Source organism: Agathobacter sp. LCP21S3_B2, from assembly GCF_052118705.1.
In the GTDB taxonomy this organism is placed as follows: domain Bacteria; phylum Bacillota; class Clostridia; order Lachnospirales; family Lachnospiraceae; genus Roseburia.
Genome location: NZ_JBQKGQ010000003.1, coordinates 14,736 through 39,392, shown reverse-complemented (window position 1 = coordinate 39,392; position 24,657 = coordinate 14,736). Strand labels below are relative to the sequence as shown.

Sequence of the window (24,657 nt, the reverse complement as noted above, 5' to 3'; positions counted from 1 at the left end):
GGAATGGGGTGTAATTATGGGATATGTGAATTTATATAAAATTGATGACAATAAACAACTTGAATTTACACAGTTGCTACAAGATAAATATGAATTTATAGGTGAGCAAGAATACAAATCATTACATGATAAGGACAGAAAATATATTGTTGGAACCTATTTGTATCGTGCAAATGATTCTAAAATACCTGATTGGCAGTGGATATTGGATGAGTATGAATGCGATAAAGTTAAAATATATTCATCACCTAGAGCAATTTTAAAAATAGAGTCAGATGGCATTATATATGTTATAAGTTATGGTCTTGCCTATTTTTCGGTTGATAAATATTGTGATGTAGAATTTGCTTTTGAATTTGCAAAAAGAATAGCATTTAATGAAATAAAAACTACAACATTAACAGCCCCAAATTCTAGAAAAAATAAAATAGTTAATGTTTTTGTCGATTATAGTAATTTATCATATGAGAGCGGCGAGTCATATGCGAAAATAAAAGCAAGAATGGATACCGGAAAAGAAAAAAGATTATTTAAGGAGACTATAGAGATAGGACATTCTATAAAAGCACAATTAATACAAAATAATATTGATAGTATTATAGAATTTATTGAGTATATAGAAATGACTCTTAAGAAACCAATTATTAATAAAATACCTGTTTTTGGAAAGGTTAAAGATGATGAATTAATAGCTGATTTAGATGAGCGATTACTTAAAAAAATTAACGATAATATAGATTGTATTAATATATCAGAGTTAGATGTTATTGGAGTGACAGAGATATTTAATAATAATGACTCTTCATTTGTTTTGAAATATAAAAGAGCTCATGAAAATATCGAGAGTCTGACTAAAGATGCTATTATGCATTTTATTGAAACTAACAAAATAAATATTGAAAAAGAATTTTTTAATATTAAAATTGCGTGTTTGAAAAATGAGCAAATTGTATGTACATATAATATAAAAAGAGTAATTGATTTTACTGATGATGAAAGAAAATGTGTTTTGATTAAAGGAGAGTGGTATCAGTATAATTCTGATTATATTGCATATTTACAAGAATCAATAAAAGAATTGGATGTAATATATGATTCAAAATATGATTTCACAGATAACAAATTAAAAGAATATGTTTCAAAAAAATATGAAATTGAGAAAGACAGTATAGAGTATCATGGAATGACTTCAAAACAGATAAAAGATAGATTGAGCAAAAAATATTATGCTGAACGTGTGTATAATTGTGTTTTATCAGAGAGTTATGGATTTGAAAATTATGATAGAGAAAATACGAGTGTTCAAGGAGAAAAACTTGAATTAATGGATTTATACAAAAGTGAAACTATGTTTGCAGTTAAAATTGGCAATACGTCATCAAAACTAAGTTATGTTGTCGATCAATCAATGGCTTCGTTAGAAATGTATAAGAATGGACAATTCCCTAGTATGCCCTCAATAAATACTGTAGCAGTTTGGATAGTTCTAAAAAGAAAAAATAAACTACCTATGTATGATGGAAAGCCTGACATATCAAAATTAAATATGATTATGTTGAAAAATCGGTTGGATGAATGGAAAAAGAGTGTTAGGGTTGCTGGATATACGCCAGTTGTTTATTTAAATTATTGGGAATCATAGAAAGTAGTATTTGAATTTAGAATGAGAAAGTGAGCAAAAACCCATGAACAAAAATGCAATTAAAAAATTTGCAATAGATGCAAGAAATAAGCTGATAGCATCCGTTACCGATAAAGCGGGTATGCTTGGAATCACACCGGATAATTGCAGTGAAGCAATCACTAAAGGTGCTGATTTTGAGGTATACAAGACAGCAGCAGGAACAGAGGTAACACTTAACAAAAAACAGTGTGAGCAGAGGAAAAAACTGGTAGACCAGATTCATGCAAGAGGCTTTGAAGCGGTAGTGGAAGAAGTGGCATATACATGGTTTAACAGAATCTGTGCTATCCGTTTTATGGAAGTGAATGACTATATGTATCCTGTAAGAGTTCGTGTGCTTTCTTCCGAAAAAGAAGGGAAAAATGAGCCCGATGTGGTAACTATGGCTCCAGATATTGACTGGGATTTCACTGATAAAGAGAGAGAAGAAATCATTGATGCCAAGATGAATAACAGGCTTGATGATTTATTCAGAATGCTTTTTATCAAGCAGTGTAATATGCTTCATGAAGTGTTACCGGGACTTTTTGAAGAGACAGAAGACTATACCGAAATGCTTCTTAACATCTCATTTACGAATGAAGATGATGTAATTCGTATGCTTGTAGATGGTATTGATGAGAAAGATTTTAACATCGCAACTGTTGATGAGGATGGTAAGGCAGCAGGACAGGTAGAAATCATAGGCTGGCTATATCAGTATTACAATACAGAGCCTAAAAATAAAGCATTCGCAAAGAAAGGTAAAATCACGAAAGAGGAAGTGCCGGCAGTTACCCAGCTTTTTACTCCGGACTGGATTGTACGATACATGGTTGAAAACAGCCTTGGCAGAATGTGGGTAGAAGGACATCCGGATGAAGGACTTAAGAGCAAATGGAAATACTATTTGGATGAGGCAGAGCAGGAAGAATCTGTGCAGCATGAACTTGATAAGATAAAGGCAGAGTATGCGACATTAAAACCGGAAGATATAAAACTTATTGATCCTTGTATGGGTTCAGGACATATTCTGGTGTATGCATTTGATGTATTTATGCAGATATATGAAAATGTAGGATGGTCACAGAGAGATGCTGCACAGAGCATTATCCAAAATAATATATACGGACTTGATATAGATGACAGAGCTGCACAGTTGAGTTATTTTGCAGTATTGATGAAAGCAAGACAGTATGACAGAAGAATCCTGACAAGAGGGATAGAACCGAATGTATATGCTGTGCAGGAGAGTAATGGCATTAATCGTGGTCAGCTTAAATACTTTGGTGCTGGATTGACAGATGTAGAGAAGAATGCAGCAGTATCGCAGATGGAAGGACTTCTTAACACATTAAATGACGCAAAGGAATACGGTTCTTTGCTTAATGTGGAAGATTATGATTGGGAGCTGTTAGAGAAATTTGTAGAGAATACAGATACAGAAAGCCAGATTTCTTTTGATACATATGGATTGGATGAGACTGCAGAGCAGTTGAAACAATTGATTAAAATTGGCAAAGTTATGGCACAGAAGTATGAGGTTGTTGCAACTAATCCACCATATGCTGGAACAAGTAACCTGAGTGCAAAAGTGAATAATTTTGTGAAGAAGAACTATCCGGATAGTAAGGCGGATTTATTTGCTGTATTTATTGAACGTTGTGGCGAAATGCTTAAGAAAAATGGATATCAAGCTATGATTACGATGCATTCATGGATGTTTTTGTCTAGTTATGAAAAATTGCGTATTAAATTACAAAAAATAAGTATTGTAAATATGGCACATTTAGGAGCTAGAGCGTTTGAAGAAATAGCAGGCGAGGTCGTTCAGACAAGTAGTTTTATATTAAGCAAGAAAAATATAAGGAAGTTTAGAGGTGTTTACAGTAGATTAGTAGATGCAAATAATCAGAGCGCTAAAGAAGAATTATTTTTATCTGAGAAGAAAAAATATGTGGTAAATCAGGATAATTTTAATAAGATACCTGGAAATCCAATTACATATTGGGCATCAGAAAAAATACTGAAAGCTTTTTCTACAGGAGTACCATTGTCACAAATGGCGATTGCTCGAAATGGAGTAAAAACAGGTGATAATCAAACGTTTGTAAGAATGTGGCAAGAGATTAACTATACAACTTTTTGCACAAATGCATCTGATTGCCATGAGGCGATAAAGAGTGGACTAAAGTGGTTTCCATATAATAAGGGAGGAGAATCAAGACGTTGGTATGGAAATAATGATTATGTAGTAGATTGGCAGTATGGCGGTAAAAGACTTTTTGGACAAGCAAAGATAGATAAGAGAAATGTGCAGGACTATCCAGACGAAATGAAGTTTACCCCTTCATGTACATGGTCATTAATTAATACTGGAACTCCAACATTTAGATTTAAAGAACATAATATATCTGATATTGCAGGGATGTCATTTTATCAAGCTGCTGAGAGTAATTTATATTTATTGGGACTGTGCAATTCACCAGTTGCGAATGCAATACTGAAGTTAATTGCACCTACAATTAATTATCAAGCAGGGGATATTGGTCGAATACCAGTGCTTTTGAATTATTCATTTTTCGAGCAAATTAACAAAATTGTTAAGGAACTAATTGAATTATCTATAGCAGACTGGGATTCATTCGAAAGCTCATGGGATTTTAAACGTCACCCTTTAGTATCTGCTATTTCTAAGAATAGAGCATTATTTGATGACATGGAAGATATTGATTTGGCAGAATGTTACACCTGCTGGGAAAATGAATGCAATGAACGATTCAATCAGCTCAAAGCCAATGAAGAGGAACTAAATCGCATTTTTATCAATATTTACGGTTTACAAGATGAACTGACACCAGAAGTAGAAGATAAAGATGTCACAGTTCGTAAAGCAGATTTACAGCGTGATATTAAGAGCTTGGTTTCTTATGCTGTTGGATGTATGTTTGGACGATATTCATTGGATGAGGAAGGACTTGTTTTGGCGGGACAACCATTTAAATCGCATTTCTTTGAAGCGTCAGCACCAAGATGTGGAACTGGATTTGCAGGAGCACCTGGGGCATCCGTTCCAATAGGTGATTTTTATTACAAGACAGATGATGGTGTGAAGAAATGTACATACAATCCAGATAAAGATAATATCATTCCTATTTGTGATGAAGAATATTTCTCGGATGATATTGTTTCAAGATTCTGTGAATGGGTGAAAATTGTATATGGTGAGAAATCATTGGAAACAAATCTTGATTTTATTGCAAAAGCGCTTGGTAATAAAGGAAATACAAGCAGAGAAGTGATCAGAAATTATTTCTTAAATGATTTCTTCAAGGACCATTGTAATACTTATTCTGTTACAGGTTCAGGTAAACGTCCTATTTATTGGCTGTTTGATAGTGGTAAGCAGAACGGATTTAAGGCACTTATTTACATGCACCGATATGATGCTGACACAGTTGGCAGAGTAAGAACTGATTATCTGCATAAGGCACAGAAATATGTGGAGACTGCAATGCAGAGTGCACAGTATACGATTGACAATGCGACATCGGCATCAGAGAAATCGAAAGCTACAAAGGCGGTAACAAAGTACACTAAACAGCTTGCAGAGATGAGGATATATGATGAAGCCATTGCCCATGTAGCCAATCAGAGAATCGAGATTGACTTGGATGATGGTGTAAAGGTAAATTATGCGAAGTTCCAAGGTGTGGAAGTGGCACAGGAAGGTAAGAAAGCATTGAAAGTTGATTTGTTGGCAAAGATATAGAGTGAAAGAATGAGGTGAATTGAAAATGAAAATCAAAAAATTAACATTAAATAATTTTATGGCTTTTGAAAATGCTGAAATAAATTGGTCAGATAATATCAATATTATCTGCGGTGAAAACAGTACCGGCAAAACAACACTTTTAAAAGTGATGTATTCTTTGATAAAGCCACTTAGTAGTGGAGGCAAAGATAATCTTACAAAGGAGATGGAAGAACAGGTTTTTGTTAAAAAAATCCAAGGGGTGTTTCGACCGGATGAAATGAAAATTGGCAGACTTGTAAGCCGAAAACAGGGAAGTAACCGAACGGATTTTTCTATTGATTTAGAAAAGAAACAAAAAATCTCAGTTGGATTTGGAAATAGGCAGGAAAATCATGCAGATGTTTCTATAATACAGGAAGAAAAAACAAAAAAATATGATGTTATATACATTCCTACAAAAGAAATGATTTCTACGGTAGAGCATTTTGTATCTTTATATGATGAATATCATATAGACTTTGAAGAAATGTATTATGATCTTGCAAAGCTTTTAGACAGACCACTTTCAAAAGGTCCTAATACTACGGAGCAGAATCAGGTATTAAGTAATCTCGAAGATATTATGAAAGGACAAATTGTCCAGAAAAACAAAAAATTCTATTTCAAAATAAAAGGTGAAGGTGAATTTGAGATGGGATTGCTTTCAGATGGATACAGAAAGCTATCTATGATTATATATATGATTCTTTCTGGAAGTTTGAATAAAAATACTATCTTATTTTGGGATGAACCGGAAACGAATATGAACCCTAAAATGATTCGCCCGATTGTACAGGTGATGGTAGCTTTAGCTCAGATGGGAGTGCAGATTTTTGTTTCCACACATGATTATTTTATTCAGCAGGAATTTAATATGGTAGCCTCTTATTCTGAGCTAAATCCTAAAAAACTTGATATTAAATTTATTTCATTATTTAGGGATGAAAAAACGCGGGATGTTCATTATGAGATGAAAAATTCAGCATCAGATTTGGAGCATAATGCAATTATGCAGGAGTTTGATGCAATGTATGATAGAGAACAGGGGATTATTTATGGAGAATAACATAAAGGAAGAAAGCAAATTAAAATTTCAGTTTGCAGAAAATGATACAGTGATAAAATTTGATGATACAAAATTTTATCGAGATTACTTTAATAAGTTGCCAGAGGCAAAAGGTGTTGATTTTATTTCTGTTGCTAAAGATAAGATCGCATTTATAGAAGTAAAAAATTGTACTGGAGATGAAGGTAACAATCGGTGGAGAATTACTCCGGATAACCGAAAACGCAATACAACCCATACATCCGTAAACGTGGAGGGACGTGACAGCCTGGATATTGAAATAGCACAGAAAACAGCAATGACAGTAGCAGCTTTGGTTGGAGCCAAATCCTTTGGAAATACAAAAGAGTGTTTGAATGAATTAAAAGAATATATTCAATTTCTGTCAGGAGATAGCTTTTCGAATGATTCAAAAAAGAAATATGTAATATTGTTTCTGGAAGGTGATTTTGGTACAAAAACACGGACTAAAAAGATGATTATGCAGAAATTGCAGGACAGTATAAATAAAAAACTTCGATGGATCAATTGCAGAGTATCCGTTGTTGATTCCGATACATATGATCCGAGAATATTTCAGATTGTAAGTTAAATGTCGATAAATAAAGTGTCCTTCAGAAAATTACATTACTACTTATCGAACACTTTATTGGACACTATCGGACACTTTTTTGAGGCTATCGGATACAAAGTGTTCAATAAGTATCCGGTAGTGTCCGATTAGTATCCATTAGTGACTACTTACTGGATACTATTATCATACTTATTGAATAGATGTAATTTGTGCAGAGACTATCTGTACAAATGGATTAGAAGGTGAAATATGGATTTACAGAACATACAGGATCAATTAAATACAGAATTTGCCAAATCAGAGACAAGAATCATATTCTGGTTTGATGATAAAGGTGAATACGAGGATGAGGTATCGGAACTGCAGCTTGGTGATGTAAAGCTGCACATTCTTGATGGTACAAACTGGCTCTATTCAAAGTATTTATTAAATGAAGAGGATAAAGAGAGTAAATATCTTGTCTATGCAGCCTTTGCAAAGCCAAGTGATGCAGAGAATCCTCTCGCAGATATGTATTATTACTCAACACCTTATTATACAGACAGAGTATCGCAGATGTCTCAGGAGATTGGCATTGATAATCGCTTTAAGGAGCATTTATCACAGTATGGTAATTTTTGGAAGAATAAGCATCGTATTGAGAAGTTCAAAGAACTTGGAATTGACCATTATAATGCTCAGACAATTGATATTGGTTTGATTGCTGTACTCACGGATGTAAAGACTCCAAATTTTGAGGAAGTAGTTAAGCAGATGATGCTCGGTGACAATGAGAAGTATTTTAAGGCATTGGATGATAATGGATTGACCGATAAGTTCTGGGAACTTTGTGAAAAATTCTTTGGATATAAGTCAGACAAGCCAAACATAGATGATTTGTCTGCTTGTATGATATTAACTTATGCATCATCTACATTGAAAGCTACTGTTCCGGAAGCAATGAGGACTTATATTCTTAAGAAGCGTAATGATGTTGTGGTCTTTATCCGTAATATCATGGACAATGTGAATTATCAGGATGTCTATGACAAACTTGTAGAAAGAATAGATAAGTCATTACGTTTTGTGACAAGAATACAGGATGGATTAAAGAAAGATGTGGAGAAGAAAAAAGACAGTTCTCTCCAGATGTCTGACATTTTTGCATGTGATGCTTTTGCCGGGTTGGATGACATTATTATTGATTGGGCATTGGAGCAGTTAAATGATGAAATCTTAGATGCACAGATTGATGAACTTAATATTGCTCAGGTAGCTGATCAGAGAATGTCTAAGGCATATCATTATAGCGAGAGATACAAGAATGAATACACAACTATCAAGTATGCGTATTTGATGATGAAGTCTGTATCACTTATGGAGTTCTCAAGTGATATTAAGACATTGGTTGCAAATTATCAGAAAGAGTCATACCTGATAGATTCATATTATAGATGGTTTTATTATGCATATGACCAGATTGAAGATAACAGTAAATTCTCTGATGTAAGGCATAGAGTAGAGAATATTTATGCGAATACATATTTGCAGAAGATAACACCGAAGTGGAATGAGAATTTTACAAATGATGTAATGAATGCTACAGACCTGCCTAAGCAGGAAGATTTCTATAAGCATTATCTTAGAGGCTACGATGGAAAGCAGAGAGTCATTGTTATTATTTCCGATGCTTTCCGATATGAGTGTGCAAAGGAACTTTTCAGCAGATTGGAATTGGACGAGAAGTGTACACCGAAGATGGAGTGTATGATTAGTTGCCTGCCTTCTGTTACATCAGTTGGAATGGCGAGTCTGCTTCCGCATAAAGAGATGCAGGTGGATGGAAACTTGAATGTGACTGTTGACGGACAGGCATGTGCAAGTATGGAGCAAAAGGATAAGATTCTGAAATCTTATAATGAAAGAAATATTGCGGTTTCATTCGATGAGATATTTAGAAAAAGAGACAGAGCCAAAGAATTGCTTCAAAATAAAAATATTGTATATGTGTATCATAATCAAGTTGATGCTAGAGGGGACAAGCCAGCTAGTGAAAATGAAGTGTTTAATGCATGCAGAGAAGCAATTTCAGAGATTTATGATTTAATAAAACAGTTAATTGGCGATGTATCAGCGGCAAAGTTTTTCATTACTGCAGATCATGGCTTCTTATATAAGAGAGACAGATTACAGGAGTTTGACAAGGTATCATATCCAAAGGATAAATGCCTTTATAAAAACAAGAGATTCCTTATTACAGAAGATGCAGTAAATGAGCAGGGAATCATGGCAAGAACAATGGCGTACTTTAATAAACTTTATGTAGATACACCGGTTGGAGCAGATATTTTCAAGGTTGCCGGAGGCGGACAGAATTATGTGCATGGTGGTACGTCCTTGCAGGAGATGATGGTTCCGGTCATTGAACTTACAACGAATACCAGAGGTGTGGCATACGATTATGTGGATGTTGTCCTGACATCTGTTACCCGTAAGGTGACGAATCTTATCACATACTTTGATTTTATTCAGACAGAGAAAGTCACAGACACCATGAAAGCAAGAAGTATCGTGGCTTACTTTACTACGGAAGATGGCGAAAAAATCTCATTTGATGTGCCTATGATTGCCAATAGCAGGAAAGATGCACCAGAGAAGAGGACTTTCCATGAGAAGTTTACTTTGAAATCAAGAGCATATAAGTATGGAGACAAGTATTATCTTGTATTGGCAGATGCAAATGACGAGAAGAATATCTTGCAGCAGTATGAGTTTATGATTGATATTGCGTTTGTTGATGATTTTGGATTTTAATAGGAGTGATTAATGTGACTACAAACAAAATACTTTTTTTAAGAAACTTGAATGATGAAGAACCGGAAAAATGGCAAAAATTTTGGAAAAGTTTTAATGCTTGGTTTGAATCAGATGCATTGAATAAAAATTTCATTAAGGATGAATACATATATTACAATAGTGGCTGGTATGGTGGAACATATGAATTAAATATTGATATGGAGCAGGAATATAACATTGAATATGGAGAGTCATATCCAGGTTTTAATATGTATGTAGATTATGAAAGTATTAAAAAGTTTGTAGAGATTGCATTTAGTAGATGGATAAAAAAAGAACAGCGATATGCATATACGATTAAGGTAAATGAACTTTTAAAAAAATTTAATTTGTCTTATAGGCTGAATAAAGGGAAATTAGCAAGAATAGGAGATCAGGATTTAGAATCGATTTCTAAAGTTAATGATATTAAATTGAATAAAGGTGATAGAGTATATTCTGCGTTTGAGACGTATACAATCAGTGAATTTATTGCTCAAGGAGGTAATGGTAAGGTATATAAAGCAGAGGATTCTCGAAATAGAATAATAGCAATTAAAGTAGTATTGAGGGAACAGGGGAGTAAACTTGCAAGATTTAGTAATGAGATTAATTTTTGTGAAAGAAACCAAAATAGAAACATTATTGAAATCTATGATCATGGGACCATAGGTAATAATATGATCTTTTATGTTATGCCGTTAGCAAAAGAAACATTAAGAGATAGAATTAAAAAGCACATACAACATAGTGATGCAGAAGAGATATTTATTAATATTTTGTATGGTCTTAAGTATGCACATGAGAAGGGTGCCTATCATAGAGATATTAAGCCTGAGAACATTTTATTTTTAGATGAAACTAATAATGCTGTTATAGCGGATTTTGGAATAGCTCATTTTTGTGAAGAAGATATTATTGCAAGTGTGAAAACAAAGGCATCCGATAGAATGGCAAATTTTCAATATGCAGCACCAGAGCAGAGAATAAAGGGAAATGCAAAAAATGTGGACGGAAGAGCTGATGTTTATGCTGCTGGACTTATTCTAGTAGAGATGTTTACAGGTGAATTGGTAGGAGCTGGTAATTACACGAAGATATCAAAAGTGGCACCAGAATATAAATATTTAGATGATGTGTTTAATGAACTTTTTTGTCAAAATCCAAATGACAGATTGTATCCAGTTGACGCAATAATAGAAAAAATCAATAGTTACAGGTCAAAGGAGAATAGTGATGGATCAAATTAATGAATATAATAATATATCAGAAACCGATGATAGACGAGAAATTATAAAACAGAAACTCCGCCAATACTATGATGGTCGTATTGTCCGCAAGGACTTAACAAAGTCAATCCGCGAAGGAGCCAATGTACCTGTTTATGTACTGGAATATCTTCTCGGTCAGTATTGTAATTCCGATGATCAGGAGATTATTGACGAGGGAGTAGACAATGTGAAGCGTATTCTGCGAGATAACTATGTACGTCCGGATGAAGCACAGAAAATATTGTCACTTCTTCGAGAGAGAGGAAGCTATACAGTTATTGACAGGATTACAGTAGTCCTCAATACCAAGGAAGACAGATATGAGGCAACATTCTCTAATCTTGGAATTAAGAATATTCCTATCAGTGCTGACTATGTAAAGGATTATGACCGCCTTCTTTGTGGCGGTATCTGGTGTATTCTCCAGATTGACTATGAGTTTATTGAGGAAGACAAGAAGAATACACAGCCTATCCGTATTAGAAAGCTGACACCGATTCAGATGCCGCATGTGGATATGGACGAGGTAAAAAATGGTCGTAAAGCATTTACCAAGGAAGAGTGGATGGATGTTATGCTCCGGTCTACAGGAATGGAGCCGGACAAGCTTAGTGAGAGAGCAAAATGGCTTCTGATTGCACGTATGATTCCTCTAGTTGAGAACAATTTCAATATGTGTGAACTTGGACCTCGTTCTACAGGTAAATCATACATATATGAGCAGATTTCTCCAAACAGCATCCTTGTTGCCGGAGGACAGACTACAGTAGCAAATCTGTTTTATAATATGTCTAACAACACAGTAGGTCTTGTCGGAATGTGGGATGTTGTAGCATTTGACGAGGTTGCCGGTATCAAGTTTAAGGATAAAGATGGTATCCAGATTATGAAAGGATACATGGCATCCGGTGCATTTTCCCGTGGCAAGGCTGAGATACAGGCAAAGGCATCTATGGTCTTTGTAGGTAATATCAATCAGAGTGTGGAGACTTTGCAGAAGACATCAAGTCTGTTTGATCCATTTCCACCTGAAATGGGTACGGATACTGCTTTCCTTGACCGTTTCCATGCATATATACCGGGATGGGAGATTCCTAAGTACAGACCGGATTCGTTTACAAATGATTATGGATTTATCACAGATTATCTATCAGAGTTTATGCGTGAGCTTCGTAAGGATAATTACAGCAATATAGCAGAGAAGTATTTCAAATTAGGAAATAATTTAAATCAGAGAGATGCAATTGCTGTTCGTAAGCTGATTTCCGGATTTATCAAATTGATTTATCCGGATGGAGAAGTCAGCAAGGATGAAGTTGCAGAGATTATGGATATTTCACTTGAACTTCGTAGACGAGTAAAAGAGCAGCTTAAGAAGATTGGTGGAATGGAGTTCTATGATGTGAACTTCTCTTATATAGATAATGATAGTTTTGATGAGCATTTTGTATCTGTACCGGAGCAGGGCGGTGGCAAGATGATACCTGAAGGTATGGGAAAACCGGGATGCTTATATACAGTATCAAAGTCAAAGACTGGAATGATAGGCTGCTATCGTCTGGAAACACAGATGATGCCGGGAAATGGAAAATTGACTTGCACAGGTATTGGGTCAGGGAAAGAGCCAAAGGAAGCAACCAATACGGCATTTAATTATCTGAAGGCAAACGGCAATGCAATATCTGGAAATATCAGTACAACAACTAAGGATTACATCATCAATTATCAGGATATGCAAGGACTTGGAATGACAGGAAATCTTGCACTGCCTACATTGATTGCTATTTCATCGGCAGCACTTAGTAAGCCTCCAATCAGCAGTCTTGCAGTACTTGGTGAGATTAGTATCGGTGGAACACTTATTAAAGTAGAAGATTTGGCAAGTACATTGCAGGTGTGTCTCGATAGTGGAGCAAAAAAAGTTCTGCTTCCAATCACATCGGCAGCAGATCTTGGAACTGTGCCTTCTGACTTAGTTGGGGCATTCAGTTTAATATTCTACTCATCTCCAGAGGAAGCTGTGTACAAAGCTCTAGGAGTTGAATAAATAGGAGGACTGATAATGCAAGATTAAAAAATTTAGTATTATTACGAAGACAATATAAATATGTTATGGGATAGGCTTCGTTCAGATTCACTTAGAGGTGTGAATATTAAGGTAGAGGCAGAAAAAGAAGTACCGAAGGTAAGAGAAGATAAAGCCAGATAGTAGTGAGGGCGTGGGAGTAATCCTGCGTCCTTTTTGTGTTTTAATGCATCTTGGTTCATATATTATGCATCTTGGTGCTGCTCGTATAGACACATAGATAAATATACGATAAAACTAAAACAGATACATAAAATCTATATCAATGTTGTTGCTTCTGCTGTTAAAAATTGTAGAGCAGGTTGAGAAAAAGGAGAACAGAATGGAATCAGATATCATAAAAATAAGTCATCTAACCAAGAACTTCGGTGAAGTAAAAGCTGTTAATGACCTGAATTTCAAGGTTAAAAGAGGAGAACTGTTTGCTTTCCTCGGCGTTAATGGTGCTGGAAAGAGCACAACAATTTCTATTATATGTGGTCAACTTCACAAGGATAGTGGAAGTGTGGAGATTGATGGAGTAGCTGCTGAAAAGCTGGGAAATAAGCTGGGTAAGAAACTGGGGATAGTATTTCAGGATAGTGTGCTGGATAAACCACTTACTGTAAGAGAAAACTTGAAAAGCAGGGCTGCGCTCTATGGAATCACTGGAATGGAATTTGATGTGAGGCTTGGGGAACTTACAGAACTTCTTGGATTTGAAGATTATATAAACAGACCTGTTGGTAAATTGTCAGGAGGACAGCGTAGAAGAATTGATATAGCCAGAGCGTTGTTGCATAAGCCTGAAATACTGATTTTGGATGAACCGACCACAGGTCTTGATCCGCAGACCAGAAGGAGAATCTGGGAAGTTATTGAAAAACTAAGAACAGATGAGAATCTTACAGTTTTTCTTACAACACATTATATGGAGGAAGCTGCTAATGCGGGATATGTCGTAATCCTTGATAAAGGAAGCATAGTAGCTGAAGGAACACCATTTGAATTAAAGAGCACCTATGTGCAGGATACAGTATCAATCTATGGTGTGACAGAAGATGAAATGAAGGCTTTGGGTATGAAGTATAAGGTAATAAGGGACGGATATCAGATAAAAATAGGAAATACCATTGAAGCAACAAAGCTTATAGTTAAACATCAGGATATATTTAGAGATTACGAGGTAGTAAAGGGCGGAATGGATGATGTATTTCTTGCGGTAACAGGCAAGGTACTGGGAGGTGAAAACTAATGAAGGCAGTTATTTCTCTTATGAACAGGAACAGGAAATTATTTTTCAGGGATAAAGGAATGTTTTTCTCATCTTTGATTACACCTATTATTCTGATTGTGTTGTATGTCACATTTTTAGCAAAGGTCTATAAAGATTCTTTTACATCAGCATTTCCGGAAGGATTTACGATTGCGGAAAAGTTGATTGATGGGACAGTTGCATCCCAGCTAGTTGCCGCTATCTTAGCAGTAAGCTGTGTAACAGTTACATTCTGCGTGAATCTTACAATGGTGCAGGATAAGGTGAATGGTACCAGGAAAGACTTAAATGTTTCCCCGATAAGCCGCTCAAAGATATATCTTGGATATTTCCTTGCAACAGTGCTGAATTCATTGCTGGTAAATGGGCTGGCACTTGTGATCGGACTTCTTTACATAGGAAAAATGGGCTGGTATTTAAGCTGTGTGGATGTGCTTTGGATTATCTTTGATGAGCTTCTTCTGGTGCTATTTGGAAGTACACTTTCAAGTATTATAAGCTATCCGCTTACTACGCAGGGGCAGATGTCAGCAGTAGGAACGATTGTCAGCGCAGGCTATGGTTTTATCTGTGGAGCATATATGCCAATCTCTAATTTTGGTTCTGGATTGCAGAAAGCATTGTCATATCTTCCGGGGACTTATGGAACTTCACTTATTAAGAATCATATGCTCCGTGGCATATTTGAGGAGATGGAGAGTGAGAAGCTTCCGGAGGAGATGATAACGGCAATCAGGGAAACGTTAGACTGCAATCCGCAGTTTCGTGGAAATGTAGTTAATACAACACAGATGGTATTTATTATGGCAGGCAGTATTGTGGTATTTGGGGCAATTTTTCTATTTATGACCCGTCTGCCGGAAAAAGAAAACAGGTAAAGGAGCCTGGAAAAGAATATCGTAAGAAACTATATCCATACTTGACATCCGACCGTTCGGTAGGTAAAATACAGGTATCAAACCAAACACATGAAGGTAGGTCAGGATGGAAAGAGGCAGAACAAAATATGAAATACTGGATGCTGCACTGACTCTGTTTTCTACAGGCGGGTATGAAGCAACATCCATTTCTCAGATTGCAGAAGCAGTTGGAATCCGTAAGGCATCGTTATATAGTCATTTTGCTAGCAAACAGGATATTTTAGATGAGCTTATAGAGATTATTCAAAAGCAGTATGAGGAACATTCCATTTTTGCACAGGCAGATTGGAACAATGCAGATTTCATTGAGAATAAGGATGATATGACAGTCCAGCAGGTTGTTCAGATGATCATTGGGCATGTCCGTTATATTTTAAATGATCCACAGGTCAGCCGTATCAGAAAGCTTTTGACAATAGAACAGTTTAGCAACGAGCAGCTTTCAAAGTTACAGACGAAACAGAATTATTCGGATATCATGAACTATTTTACAGGATTTATTAGCTTTCTGATAAAGAATGGAAAGCTGAAAGATGATGAACCGGAGATTATAGCGGCACAGCTTTGTCTGCCGATTTCGGTCTGGATTAATCTTTGCGACAGAGAACCTGAGAGAGAGCAGGAGATTACTGGCTTAATTGAAAGGCATGTACGACAGTTTTTTAGGATGTACCAGCTAAAGTAGTAATTGGGAACATATCGAATAGAATCAATGAGATTTATCACATGGAATAGTTTTGATACGAGGATATTGTACTTATGAGAGTCATTGAAAGAACGATAGAACATCCAAAGGATGAGGGTGTGATATTGGAGTATGTAAATTGGACAAAGGATTTTGAAGAAATTAAGGAATATGTAAAGCGCAAGGGGGACACGATTATAGGATATACACAGAGAGGTGATTCTGTGTCCATCAGAATTGAGGATATTCTGTACTATGAAACAGTTGATGGAAATGCGTTCGCCTATACAGCGGAGCAGGTCTACAAACTTGATGGCAGATTGTATCAGGTAGAAGAAGCGGTAAAGTGCAGCTATATCTGTCGGGCATCAAAGGCAATGCTTGTCAATATGGACAAAATTGAATCGGTTCGTACCGCATTAAACGGCAGGTTGTATGCGAAGATGGAAAATGGTGAAGAAATACTGGTTACAAGAAAATATGCAAAAGAAGTTGAAGACTATTTTGTGAGGGAGGAAGACAATGAAGGCGTTTGATCCGATTAGAGAATTTATCTTTGATTACATTACGGTAGTAGCTGAGAATACACTGGCAATTGCTGTTATTGGAAGTATCTTTGTAAGAGATGCAAGTATCAGCTTTGTTTACTTTTTCCTGCCATTTGTACTTGCGTTAATCTGTATGCTTCCCTGTATCCCAATTTATCTGAAGGAAGATATGACTGTAAAGCAGGTATTACTGCAAAGAGGAATAGAACTTGTGGTATTGGAGATTGCAATGTGTCTTGCCATTCGTTTTGTGATGGGTGAATCATTCCCTCAGATTGGATATGTGGCAATCTTAATTTCCACAGCATTTTTCGATGTATTGTCATATCTTATAAAGTGGTATCTGGAAAAAGAAGAGGCTGATAAGATTAACAGGAAAATCAAAGAGCATCGTAGAAAAAAGAGCAATGAATAAAGAACGTTGAACAAAATATATTTTGAAAATGAGGAAAATGATATGTTAAAAATTGAACATCTGACAAAGAAATATGGTGATAAAACAGCAGTAGACGATTTGAATTTGCATATACAGAAGGGAGAAATCTATGGATTTATCGGTCATAATGGAGCCGGTAAAACAACCACATTAAAGTCTGTTGTGGGAATTTTGCAGTTTGATGAGGGCGAAATTTACGTAGGCGGTGAGTCTGTCAAAGAACAGCCATTGAAATGTAAGAGGAAAATTGCATATATCCCGGATAATCCTGACCTGTATGATTATATGACTGGAATCAAGTATCTGAATTTTATAGCAGATATATTTAAGGTCAGTGCAGCAGATAGAAAAGAGCGTATTCACAAATATGCTGATTTATTTGAAATAACAGATGATCTGGCACAGCCGATTGCTGCCTATTCACATGGAATGAAACAGAAGCTGGCAATTATTTCAGCATGGCTTCATGAACCAAAGCTTATTATTATGGATGAACCATTTGTAGGACTTGATCCTAAGGCATCACATCTGTTGAAAGAAATGATGCGTGAATTCTGCGACAATGGCGGGGCACTCTTTTTCTCAACACATGTACTTGAAGTTGCAGAAAAATTATGCGACAAGGTTGCCATTATTAAAGGCGGTAAGTTAATCAGACAGGGAACGATGGATGAAGTTAAGGGAGATGAGTCCCTGGAGGATGTATTCCTGGAATTGGAGGAGTAGTATGTTAAAGCTTTTAGTAAAAAAACAACTTAGTGAGATTTTTCGTGTTTACTTTTATGATGCAAAGAAGAATAAAGCCCGCTCTAAGGTGTCTACTATCATGTTTATGCTTTGGTTTGCGGTTATTATGATAGGAGTTCTTGGTGGTATATTTACGATGCTTTCAAGAAAATTATGTGCCCCAATGGCAGCACTGGATATGGGATGGATGTACTTTGCGCTTATGGGGCTTATTGCAATTTTGCTTGGTACATTTGGCAGTGTATTTAACACATTTTCCGGTCTGTATCTGGCAAAAGATAATGATCTGCTTTTGTCCATGCCAATTCCAGTATCAGCAATCGTAGCATCGCGCCTGGTCAGTGTTTACATTATGGGACTGATGTACTCAGCAGTAGTTATTATCCCAGCATGGATTGTATATATGGTAACAGCAGGAGTTAATATAAAGAACTTATTTGGCGGAATGATTCTTACGCTGTTGATTTCCGTATTTGTTATGACACTGTCCTGCTTACTTGGATATGTTGTTGCAAAAGTAAGCCTTAAATTAAAGCATAAAAGCATGATTACGGTATTGGTATCGCTTATATTTATAGGTGGTTATTATTTCGTATATTTCAAGGCTCAGAGTATGATTACAGACCTGCTTACCAATTTGGTTGTGTATGGTGATAAGATCAAGGGTTCTGCATATCTGCTTTTTGCGTTTGGAAGTGTGGGCGTAGGAGATGCGAAAGCCATTCTTATAATGCTTGCATTGGTTGCAGTTACATTTTTAATGATGTGGTTTTTGATATCAAAAAGCTTTTTACAGGTAGCAACATCTACAGGAAAAGTCAGCAAAGTGGTATATCACAAAAAGACAATGAAGCAGGAAAGTGTAACAAAGGCACTGCTTTTCAGGGAGTTTAAGCATTTTACATCGAGTCCGGGATATATGTTAAATTGCGGACTTGGCATTTTCCTGATGCCAATCTGTGCTGTCGCACTTTTATGGAAGGGAAGAAAAATATTTATAATGCTTAATGGCATGTTTGGAGGTCAGGATGGTAGTGTACTGTTGCTGCTTACGATTATGCTGTGTGGTCTTACATCAATGGATATCATGACAGCACCTTCGATTTCTTTGGAGGGTAAAAGTCTGTGGATTGTACAGTCTCTTCCTGTGACACCATGGCAGGTTCTTCGCGCAAAACTGGATATGCAGCTTATTTTAAATAGTATACCTGTGATGCTTTGCATGATTTGTACGGCAGTAGTCTGCCCATTTAAAATCGGGCAATTTGTAATGATGATCCTGCAGGTACTGTCCTTTGTATTTGTAATGGCAGTGTTTGGCTTATTTATGGGAGTGATAAAGCCTGTGCTTACCTGGACCAATGAGCTTGCACCGATAAAACAGAGTGCTTCTGTAATGATCACAATGTTTGGTGGATTCGGATATACAGCACTTCTGTTTATTGGATATATGATGCTTCCTGGTTATACATTGGGATATATGCTCTATATAGGAATCTTTATAGCAGTAAATGTCGTGGCTGGTCTGACATTGTATATTTGGCTTAAAACAAAAGGCTGTGATAGATTTGCAGAACTTTGAGTTTTGCATTGTGCAAAAAAAGAAACGAAAGCAGGAAAATTATGAAATTAAGTTATAAACAATACGGAAAGAGGCTGCTTATATTAGCATTACCAATCATCATGAACAATATTATAGCGCAGCTTCAGATGATTATTGACAGAATATTTTTGGGACATGCCAACGATTTGTATATGAGTGCACTGGGAAATGTTTCATCACCCGTATGGACAACCATGTCATTTTGCAATTCCCTTGTAATGGGAGCTTCCATACTGATAAGTCAGAGTGTAGGTGCTGAAAAGCGGGAAGATATTGGAGAATACGCCGGAGCAATGATGAAGTATAACAATATTATTCCGATTTTTCTGTGTTTTTTCTGGATGATATTTCCAAAACCGGTATTTATGATTCTAGGGGTATCAGATAATGTTATGCCATTGTGCTTAGGATATGTAAGATGGTATGCACCATTATTTTTACTTATAGGACTTGGCGGATCGCTCGGAGTTATCCTGCAGACATCAAATTATACAAAACCCCTTGTGGTGTACGGGTGCGTTCGTTCGGGACTCAATATATTTTTAGATTGGATGTTGATTTTTGGTAATTTAGGAATGCCTGCTCTAGGAATTGAGGGAGCAGCAATTGCAACTGTAATTGCTGAATATGTTGGAGCAATATACATATCCGTTATATTTTTTACCAGTAAAAAGCTTCCTACAAGACCAAGCTGGAATGATGTGAAAAAAGGACATTTCCGGAGCTACCTGAATGCTGCAAAGCTTGGAATTAACATTGCATTAGAGGATTTTGCATGGAATATAGGAAATATGATTTTGATTCGGATTCTCAATTCAATAAATGAATATGCTGCAGGTATTTATACGATTATATTTGGAGTAGAAGTACTTGCAGTTGTTATTATCGGTGCAATAGGAAGTGGTACTATGACGCTGACTTCGGAAGCAATCGGCAGAAAAAATCTTGCACAGTATAAAGGAATTACATTATGCGCTTATGCTGTCTGTGCAATCGTAACTGTGGTAATGATTGTTGGAGCAGTGTTATTCCCGGAACAGATATTATCATTGTTTACCAGCGATAAAACAGTTATTGCAAGTTGTGGAGTCTATTTGCTGCTGATTGGTATCAATCTGTTTTCGAAATCCGGAAATATTATTATTGGAAATGCAATTCGTGGAAGCGGAAATACGAAGTGGATGTTGTTTACTCAGATTTTTGGAACGATTTGGATCGTGATTGTAGCATCGGTCTTAGTATTTATTTGTAAATTGGGAATCTTAGGAGTGTTTCTGGCAGTTCTATTGGATGAAGGTGTCAGGGTGCTGATTAATTTTTGGAAATATTTAAGAATTGTGAAGAAGTGGGGAGAATGGAATGGTTAATTTGAAAGTGATTAATGAAGACAATTTTCTGGATGCATTCCAATTAAAACTAGCAGATGAGCAGGAAAGAGGGTATGGAAGTGAAGCTCTGCGATTGGTGCTGGAGTATATAAAAACAAAGCCATTTGGTGATTCAAACAGAGTAACACTTACATGTAATAAAGATAATCAGGTAGCATTAAAAGTTTATCATAAAGCGGGATTTGTGGAAACCGGCGAGGAAAGAGATTCTGCGCCTTTTCTATTGAAATTATGCATCTTAGTTCACATATTCTGCATCTTGGTAGTAGTCATATAGACATACAGCAAAATATACGATAAAACATAATCAGCAGAAACAAGAGGTGATGTACGAATGAGGTATGTAAAATTACAATTTGGCTGTCTTCTTGTGATTCTTTATATTGTGATTGCATATTTAAGAGCCGTTAAAAGAGGAAAAACCAAAACATGTATGGAATACAATTTGTTGATGATAATGGCTCCTTTGGCTGTAATTTTTGATGGGATTACGGCATGGACGGTAAACCACATGGATATTGTTCCATCAGTTGTAAACAGGCTGGCACATTTGTTGTTTTTCCTATTTATGGATTTTACAATTATCATCACATCACGATATATGTATGATCTATTGATTGGATATGACAAAACTGCCAAATGGAAAAAAGTGCTTTTGAATTTACCGGGAATGATTTCGGTACTGCTGACCACAGTAGGAATTGGCGGACTACATTACATAAAAGGTGCTACGACCTGGTATTCCATGGGATTTTCTGTGTATATCTGCTATGGAACTCTGGTACTTTATTATGGAACAATTTTATATATTGTGGCAAGCAGAAGAAGATTCCTGGAAAGTGGAAAAATACTGGAAACCCTTACGTGCATTGGAATTGCAGGAGTTATATTGGCGATACAGATTTGCTTTCCGGAAGTTCTTCTGACTGCTATATTTCCTACAATACTTTTGCTTGGAATTTATATCGGCTCGGAGAATCCTTCTATCAGACAGCTGGAAATGCGAAGTGATGAAATGCTTAATGGTTTTGCAACATTGGTAGAGAACAAAGACAGCAATACCGGAGGACATATCAAACGCACAAGGGCATATGTGAACCTTATCCTTGAAGAAATGAAAGATGACAGACATTATAGAGATGTGATGTGCAAGGATTATATGGAGAATGTAAGCAATGCCGCACCACTACATGATATTGGTAAGATTGCAACACCGGACAGTATATTGCAGAAGCCTGGAAAACTTACAGATGATGAATATAAAATTATGAAAGAGCATGCTGCTGAAGGTGGAAATATTATTCTTCAGATTTTTTATAATATGGATGATGCGAAGTTTCGACAGATTGCATATGAGATAGCCAGATTTCATCATGAAAAATACAATGGCAGAGGCTATCCGGATGGATTGGTAGGGGAACAGATACCACTTCATGCAAGAATTATGGCGATAGCTGATGTGTTTGACGCCGTTTCACAGAAAAGGTGTTATCGGGATGCAATGACGTTAGAAGACAGCTTTTCAATTATCGAAAAAGGAATTGGCACAGATTTTGATCCGCATCTGGCACAGATATTTTTAGATAATAAGGATGAAGTGATAAAGTTGATGAAGCAGTTTCAAGAATAAATGCGGCAGGTGGACATCGTATAGGACCGAAACAGGAGGTAACTATGGGAAACAAAAGTGGAGTATTAGTTCAAAACGAAAAACAGGCGAATAAAGCAGTTTCAAAAGTAATGAGAATTACATTTATTATTTTTACGCTGGTCTATATTTTAAATGTACTGGGGATTTTCATTGTTGATATGAAGGTAATGACAATGGCATATGTACTTGGGTCAATAATGCTTTGGATGCCTACAATTTTAGTAAATGTTGCAAAACAGGATGGAAGTTATGTGAAATATGCACTTACCATATGTGCGGTCATTTTTATTACAATCGTGACTTCAACTTTAGGGTATCATGTAGTACTCTTATACATATATGTGATTGCTATTGCAAGTCTGTATTTTTCAAAAAAGATTAATGTTATGACGATGATACTATCGGTAATCGGTGTATCAGCAGGACAGATTATTTGTTTCTGGTTTAATATTTTTCCGGATAAGAATTTTACAACACTATATAAACTCATCGTGTATGGCATTGTACCAAGGGCAATGGTATTAATTGCGATTGCTGCAATATTTACTATGCTTTGTGAGCGGACAACCGGGATGTTGTCAAATCTTATGAATGCCGAAGAGCAGGAACGTATGATAGAAGAAATGAGACTTATGCATGAGAAGTCAGTGGAGACTTCAAAGACGCTTATGGGGATGGTAAAAGAACTGTCACATATTACCGAAAACTCTATGGACTCCAACCGGCAGATTGTGGAAGAGACCGGGAATGTGATGGATAGTTTTAGCAAGAATTCAGAGGAAATTACGGGCATCAATGAAAGAACACAGGATATTAATGCAAGATTAGAGGAACTTACCGCAATAAACAGACAATTATCAGATCTTGCCAATCAGGTAAATCAATTGTCGAAAGAGAATCAGAATAAAATGAATAGTGCAACAGAAAGTATGGAGCAGATTCATAGGAGCACAAATGAGTGCAAAGAAATCGTGTGGAAACTCGGCGAAGAATCCAAAGAAATCCTTGGTATTATTCAGGTGATTACAGGAATATCACAGCAAACGAACATTCTGGCATTGAATGCGACGATTGAAGCTGCCAGAGCGGGTGAGCATGGAAAAGGTTTTGCAGTTGTTGCAGAAGAAATCCAGAAGCTTGCAGAGCAGACCAGAAAGGCTGTGGATAATATTGGGACGATTGTGACAGCGTCTGTAGAGGATACCGGAAGAGCTGTGAAAGTCATGGAACAAAGTGCAGAACTGACAGAAACCGGAATGGAAAGTATGAGCGAGGTTGGAAGTTCCACAGCTTCGATCACATCATCAAATGAGAAGATGACAAAACAGATTGTGGAGATGGATCACACAGTCGAAAATATATGGATTCAAAGTAATGAGGTTGCCAAAGGAATGCAGCAGGTTAATGTCAGCACGCAGAATAATTATAAGGCAATCGAACAGGTCAATGCTGCAACGCAGGAAAATAGTGCCGGGGTAGAAATGATAGAAGATATGGTGGTGAGAATCAGAAAAATGGCAGAAGAGTAGGAAAATTTTATATTTTGTAATTTCTATTCGGGAGGTTTTGAAAGAAGATATATGAAAAAATATGTGGCATTATTAAGAGGAATCAATATTGGTGGGAAAAATAAAATTAAGATGTCCGAACTCAAATCTGCATTTGAAATGGCAGGACTAACAGAAGTTAGAACTGTTTTGAATAGTGGAAATATTATTTTTTCATCAGAAGCAGATATGAATGAAGAAATTATAGAAAATATTATTTTAGAACATTTCAAAATGAAAATTCCGGTGTATCTGATGAAAATCGAAGATTTAGAAGATATACTGGCTCATTCGCCAAAGTGGTGGAATACAGGCAAAAAAGACAGATATGATAATCTGATTTTCATTTTGTCATATGATTCAACAGAACAGATACGTGAGGCGATAGGACAGCCTTCTGAAAATTTGGAACAAATAGAAATCTATAAAAATGTGATATTTTTGACGTTTGACAGAAACAAATATCAAAAGTGCAACTGGTGGAAAAGAACAGCCGAAAATGGCATTGCACAAAAATTAACCATAAGAACTGCGAATACAGTAAATAAGCTTGTATAATGATAAAAAGGCAATCGGGTAGGTGGGTTTCAAACATAAGGTGTTGAGA

19 protein-coding genes are annotated in these 24,657 nt (G+C 36.2%); all 19 read left to right on the top strand.

The features are described 5' to 3' along the window. Positions 1-16: 16 nt before the first annotated feature. Positions 17-1,642: a DUF6119 family protein gene (locus tag ACTQ1L_RS03060; RefSeq protein ID WP_441365402.1), complete on the top strand. Its 1,626-nt coding sequence runs from the start codon at positions 17-19 to the stop codon at positions 1,640-1,642. Between the two features lie 43 nt (positions 1,643-1,685). After that, the gene (gene pglX, locus ACTQ1L_RS03055) at positions 1,686-5,435 is read left to right on the top strand and encodes a BREX-1 system adenine-specific DNA-methyltransferase PglX (RefSeq protein WP_441365401.1); all 3,750 of its coding nucleotides are present in this window, start codon (positions 1,686-1,688) and stop codon (positions 5,433-5,435) included. A gap of 25 nt (positions 5,436-5,460) precedes the next feature. Further along, entirely contained in the window at positions 5,461-6,525 is a 1,065-nt protein-coding gene (locus ACTQ1L_RS03050) for an ATP-binding protein (protein ID WP_158437358.1), read from the top strand. Further along, entirely contained in the window at positions 6,515-7,117 is a 603-nt protein-coding gene (locus ACTQ1L_RS03045; protein WP_441365400.1) for a DUF6661 family protein, read from the top strand. The genes ACTQ1L_RS03050 and ACTQ1L_RS03045 overlap by 11 nt, the downstream gene beginning before the upstream one ends. A 231-nt stretch (positions 7,118-7,348) precedes the next feature. After that, positions 7,349-9,892 carry a BREX-1 system phosphatase PglZ type A gene (gene pglZ / locus ACTQ1L_RS03040; protein ID WP_441365399.1) on the top strand — a complete coding sequence of 848 codons (2,544 nt, stop codon included), beginning with the start codon at positions 7,349-7,351 and terminating at the stop codon, positions 9,890-9,892. A 14-nt stretch (positions 9,893-9,906) separates the two neighbouring features. Then, complete coding sequence (locus tag ACTQ1L_RS03035; protein WP_441365398.1) at positions 9,907-11,163, top strand: serine/threonine-protein kinase; 1,257 nt, start codon at positions 9,907-9,909, stop codon at positions 11,161-11,163. Next, on the top strand, positions 11,150-13,231 hold the full coding sequence (gene brxL, locus ACTQ1L_RS03030; RefSeq protein ID WP_441365397.1) for a protease Lon-related BREX system protein BrxL: 2,082 nt from the start codon (positions 11,150-11,152) through the stop codon (positions 13,229-13,231). Before ACTQ1L_RS03035 ends, brxL begins: the two co-directional genes overlap by 14 nt. A 361-nt stretch (positions 13,232-13,592) precedes the next feature. Next, on the top strand, positions 13,593-14,504 hold the full coding sequence (locus ACTQ1L_RS03025; protein ID WP_441365396.1) for an ABC transporter ATP-binding protein: 912 nt from the start codon (positions 13,593-13,595) through the stop codon (positions 14,502-14,504). Then, positions 14,504-15,403 (top strand): ABC transporter permease, encoded by a 900-nt coding sequence (locus ACTQ1L_RS03020; protein WP_279206356.1) that lies wholly within the window; start codon positions 14,504-14,506, stop codon positions 15,401-15,403. The genes ACTQ1L_RS03025 and ACTQ1L_RS03020 overlap by 1 nt, the downstream gene beginning before the upstream one ends. Before the next feature lie 106 nt (positions 15,404-15,509). Further along, positions 15,510-16,130 (top strand): TetR/AcrR family transcriptional regulator, encoded by a 621-nt coding sequence (locus tag ACTQ1L_RS03015; protein ID WP_441365395.1) that lies wholly within the window; start codon positions 15,510-15,512, stop codon positions 16,128-16,130. Positions 16,131-16,204: 74 nt separating this feature from the next. Beyond that, the gene (locus ACTQ1L_RS03010) at positions 16,205-16,666 is read left to right on the top strand and encodes a LytTR family DNA-binding domain-containing protein (protein WP_441365394.1); all 462 of its coding nucleotides are present in this window, start codon (positions 16,205-16,207) and stop codon (positions 16,664-16,666) included. Beyond that, positions 16,653-17,093: a hypothetical protein gene (locus ACTQ1L_RS03005; RefSeq protein ID WP_279206359.1), complete on the top strand. Its 441-nt coding sequence runs from the start codon at positions 16,653-16,655 to the stop codon at positions 17,091-17,093. Before ACTQ1L_RS03010 ends, ACTQ1L_RS03005 begins: the two co-directional genes overlap by 14 nt. Positions 17,094-17,135: 42 nt before the next feature. Continuing rightward, positions 17,136-17,840, top strand: coding sequence for an ABC transporter ATP-binding protein (locus tag ACTQ1L_RS03000; protein WP_279206360.1), 705 nt, complete (start codon positions 17,136-17,138; stop codon positions 17,838-17,840). A 1-nt stretch (position 17,841) separates the two neighbouring features. After that, positions 17,842-19,443 (top strand): hypothetical protein, encoded by a 1,602-nt coding sequence (locus ACTQ1L_RS02995; RefSeq protein ID WP_441365393.1) that lies wholly within the window; start codon positions 17,842-17,844, stop codon positions 19,441-19,443. A 41-nt stretch (positions 19,444-19,484) separates the two neighbouring features. Further along, a complete protein-coding gene (locus ACTQ1L_RS02990; RefSeq protein ID WP_441365392.1) occupies positions 19,485-20,831 on the top strand; it encodes an MATE family efflux transporter in 1,347 nt (448 codons plus the stop codon). Continuing rightward, positions 20,824-21,129: a GNAT family N-acetyltransferase gene (locus ACTQ1L_RS02985; protein ID WP_441365391.1), complete on the top strand. Its 306-nt coding sequence runs from the start codon at positions 20,824-20,826 to the stop codon at positions 21,127-21,129. Before ACTQ1L_RS02990 ends, ACTQ1L_RS02985 begins: the two co-directional genes overlap by 8 nt. A 57-nt stretch (positions 21,130-21,186) precedes the next feature. Then, positions 21,187-22,482 carry an HD-GYP domain-containing protein gene (locus ACTQ1L_RS02980; protein WP_441365390.1) on the top strand — a complete coding sequence of 432 codons (1,296 nt, stop codon included), beginning with the start codon at positions 21,187-21,189 and terminating at the stop codon, positions 22,480-22,482. A gap of 44 nt (positions 22,483-22,526) precedes the next feature. Then, positions 22,527-24,032 carry a methyl-accepting chemotaxis protein gene (locus ACTQ1L_RS02975; RefSeq protein ID WP_441365389.1) on the top strand — a complete coding sequence of 502 codons (1,506 nt, stop codon included), beginning with the start codon at positions 22,527-22,529 and terminating at the stop codon, positions 24,030-24,032. 51 nt (positions 24,033-24,083) lie between these two features. Beyond that, entirely contained in the window at positions 24,084-24,608 is a 525-nt protein-coding gene (locus tag ACTQ1L_RS02970) for a DUF1697 domain-containing protein (protein ID WP_441365388.1), read from the top strand. Positions 24,609-24,657: the final 49 nt, after the last annotated feature.

Bases quoted from the DNA above. Each gene is read 5' to 3' on its own strand.
- ACTQ1L_RS03060 (WP_441365402.1), top strand. From the start codon at position 17: ATGGGATATGTGAATTTATATAAAATTGATGACAATAAACAACTTGAA.
- pglX (WP_441365401.1), top strand. From the start codon at position 1,686: ATGAACAAAAATGCAATTAAAAAATTTGCAATAGATGCAAGAAATAAG.
- ACTQ1L_RS03050 (WP_158437358.1), top strand. From the start codon at position 5,461: ATGAAAATCAAAAAATTAACATTAAATAATTTTATGGCTTTTGAAAAT.
- ACTQ1L_RS03045 (WP_441365400.1), top strand. From the start codon at position 6,515: ATGGAGAATAACATAAAGGAAGAAAGCAAATTAAAATTTCAGTTTGCA.
- pglZ (WP_441365399.1), top strand. From the start codon at position 7,349: ATGGATTTACAGAACATACAGGATCAATTAAATACAGAATTTGCCAAA.
- brxL (WP_441365397.1), top strand. From the start codon at position 11,150: ATGGATCAAATTAATGAATATAATAATATATCAGAAACCGATGATAGA.
- ACTQ1L_RS03025 (WP_441365396.1), top strand. From the start codon at position 13,593: ATGGAATCAGATATCATAAAAATAAGTCATCTAACCAAGAACTTCGGT.
- ACTQ1L_RS03020 (WP_279206356.1), top strand. From the start codon at position 14,504: ATGAAGGCAGTTATTTCTCTTATGAACAGGAACAGGAAATTATTTTTC.
- ACTQ1L_RS03015 (WP_441365395.1), top strand. From the start codon at position 15,510: ATGGAAAGAGGCAGAACAAAATATGAAATACTGGATGCTGCACTGACT.
- ACTQ1L_RS03010 (WP_441365394.1), top strand. From the start codon at position 16,205: ATGAGAGTCATTGAAAGAACGATAGAACATCCAAAGGATGAGGGTGTG.
- ACTQ1L_RS03005 (WP_279206359.1), top strand. From the start codon at position 16,653: ATGAAGGCGTTTGATCCGATTAGAGAATTTATCTTTGATTACATTACG.
- ACTQ1L_RS03000 (WP_279206360.1), top strand. From the start codon at position 17,136: ATGTTAAAAATTGAACATCTGACAAAGAAATATGGTGATAAAACAGCA.
- ACTQ1L_RS02995 (WP_441365393.1), top strand. From the start codon at position 17,842: ATGTTAAAGCTTTTAGTAAAAAAACAACTTAGTGAGATTTTTCGTGTT.
- ACTQ1L_RS02990 (WP_441365392.1), top strand. From the start codon at position 19,485: ATGAAATTAAGTTATAAACAATACGGAAAGAGGCTGCTTATATTAGCA.
- ACTQ1L_RS02985 (WP_441365391.1), top strand. From the start codon at position 20,824: ATGGTTAATTTGAAAGTGATTAATGAAGACAATTTTCTGGATGCATTC.
- ACTQ1L_RS02980 (WP_441365390.1), top strand. From the start codon at position 21,187: ATGAGGTATGTAAAATTACAATTTGGCTGTCTTCTTGTGATTCTTTAT.
- ACTQ1L_RS02975 (WP_441365389.1), top strand. From the start codon at position 22,527: ATGGGAAACAAAAGTGGAGTATTAGTTCAAAACGAAAAACAGGCGAAT.
- ACTQ1L_RS02970 (WP_441365388.1), top strand. From the start codon at position 24,084: ATGAAAAAATATGTGGCATTATTAAGAGGAATCAATATTGGTGGGAAA.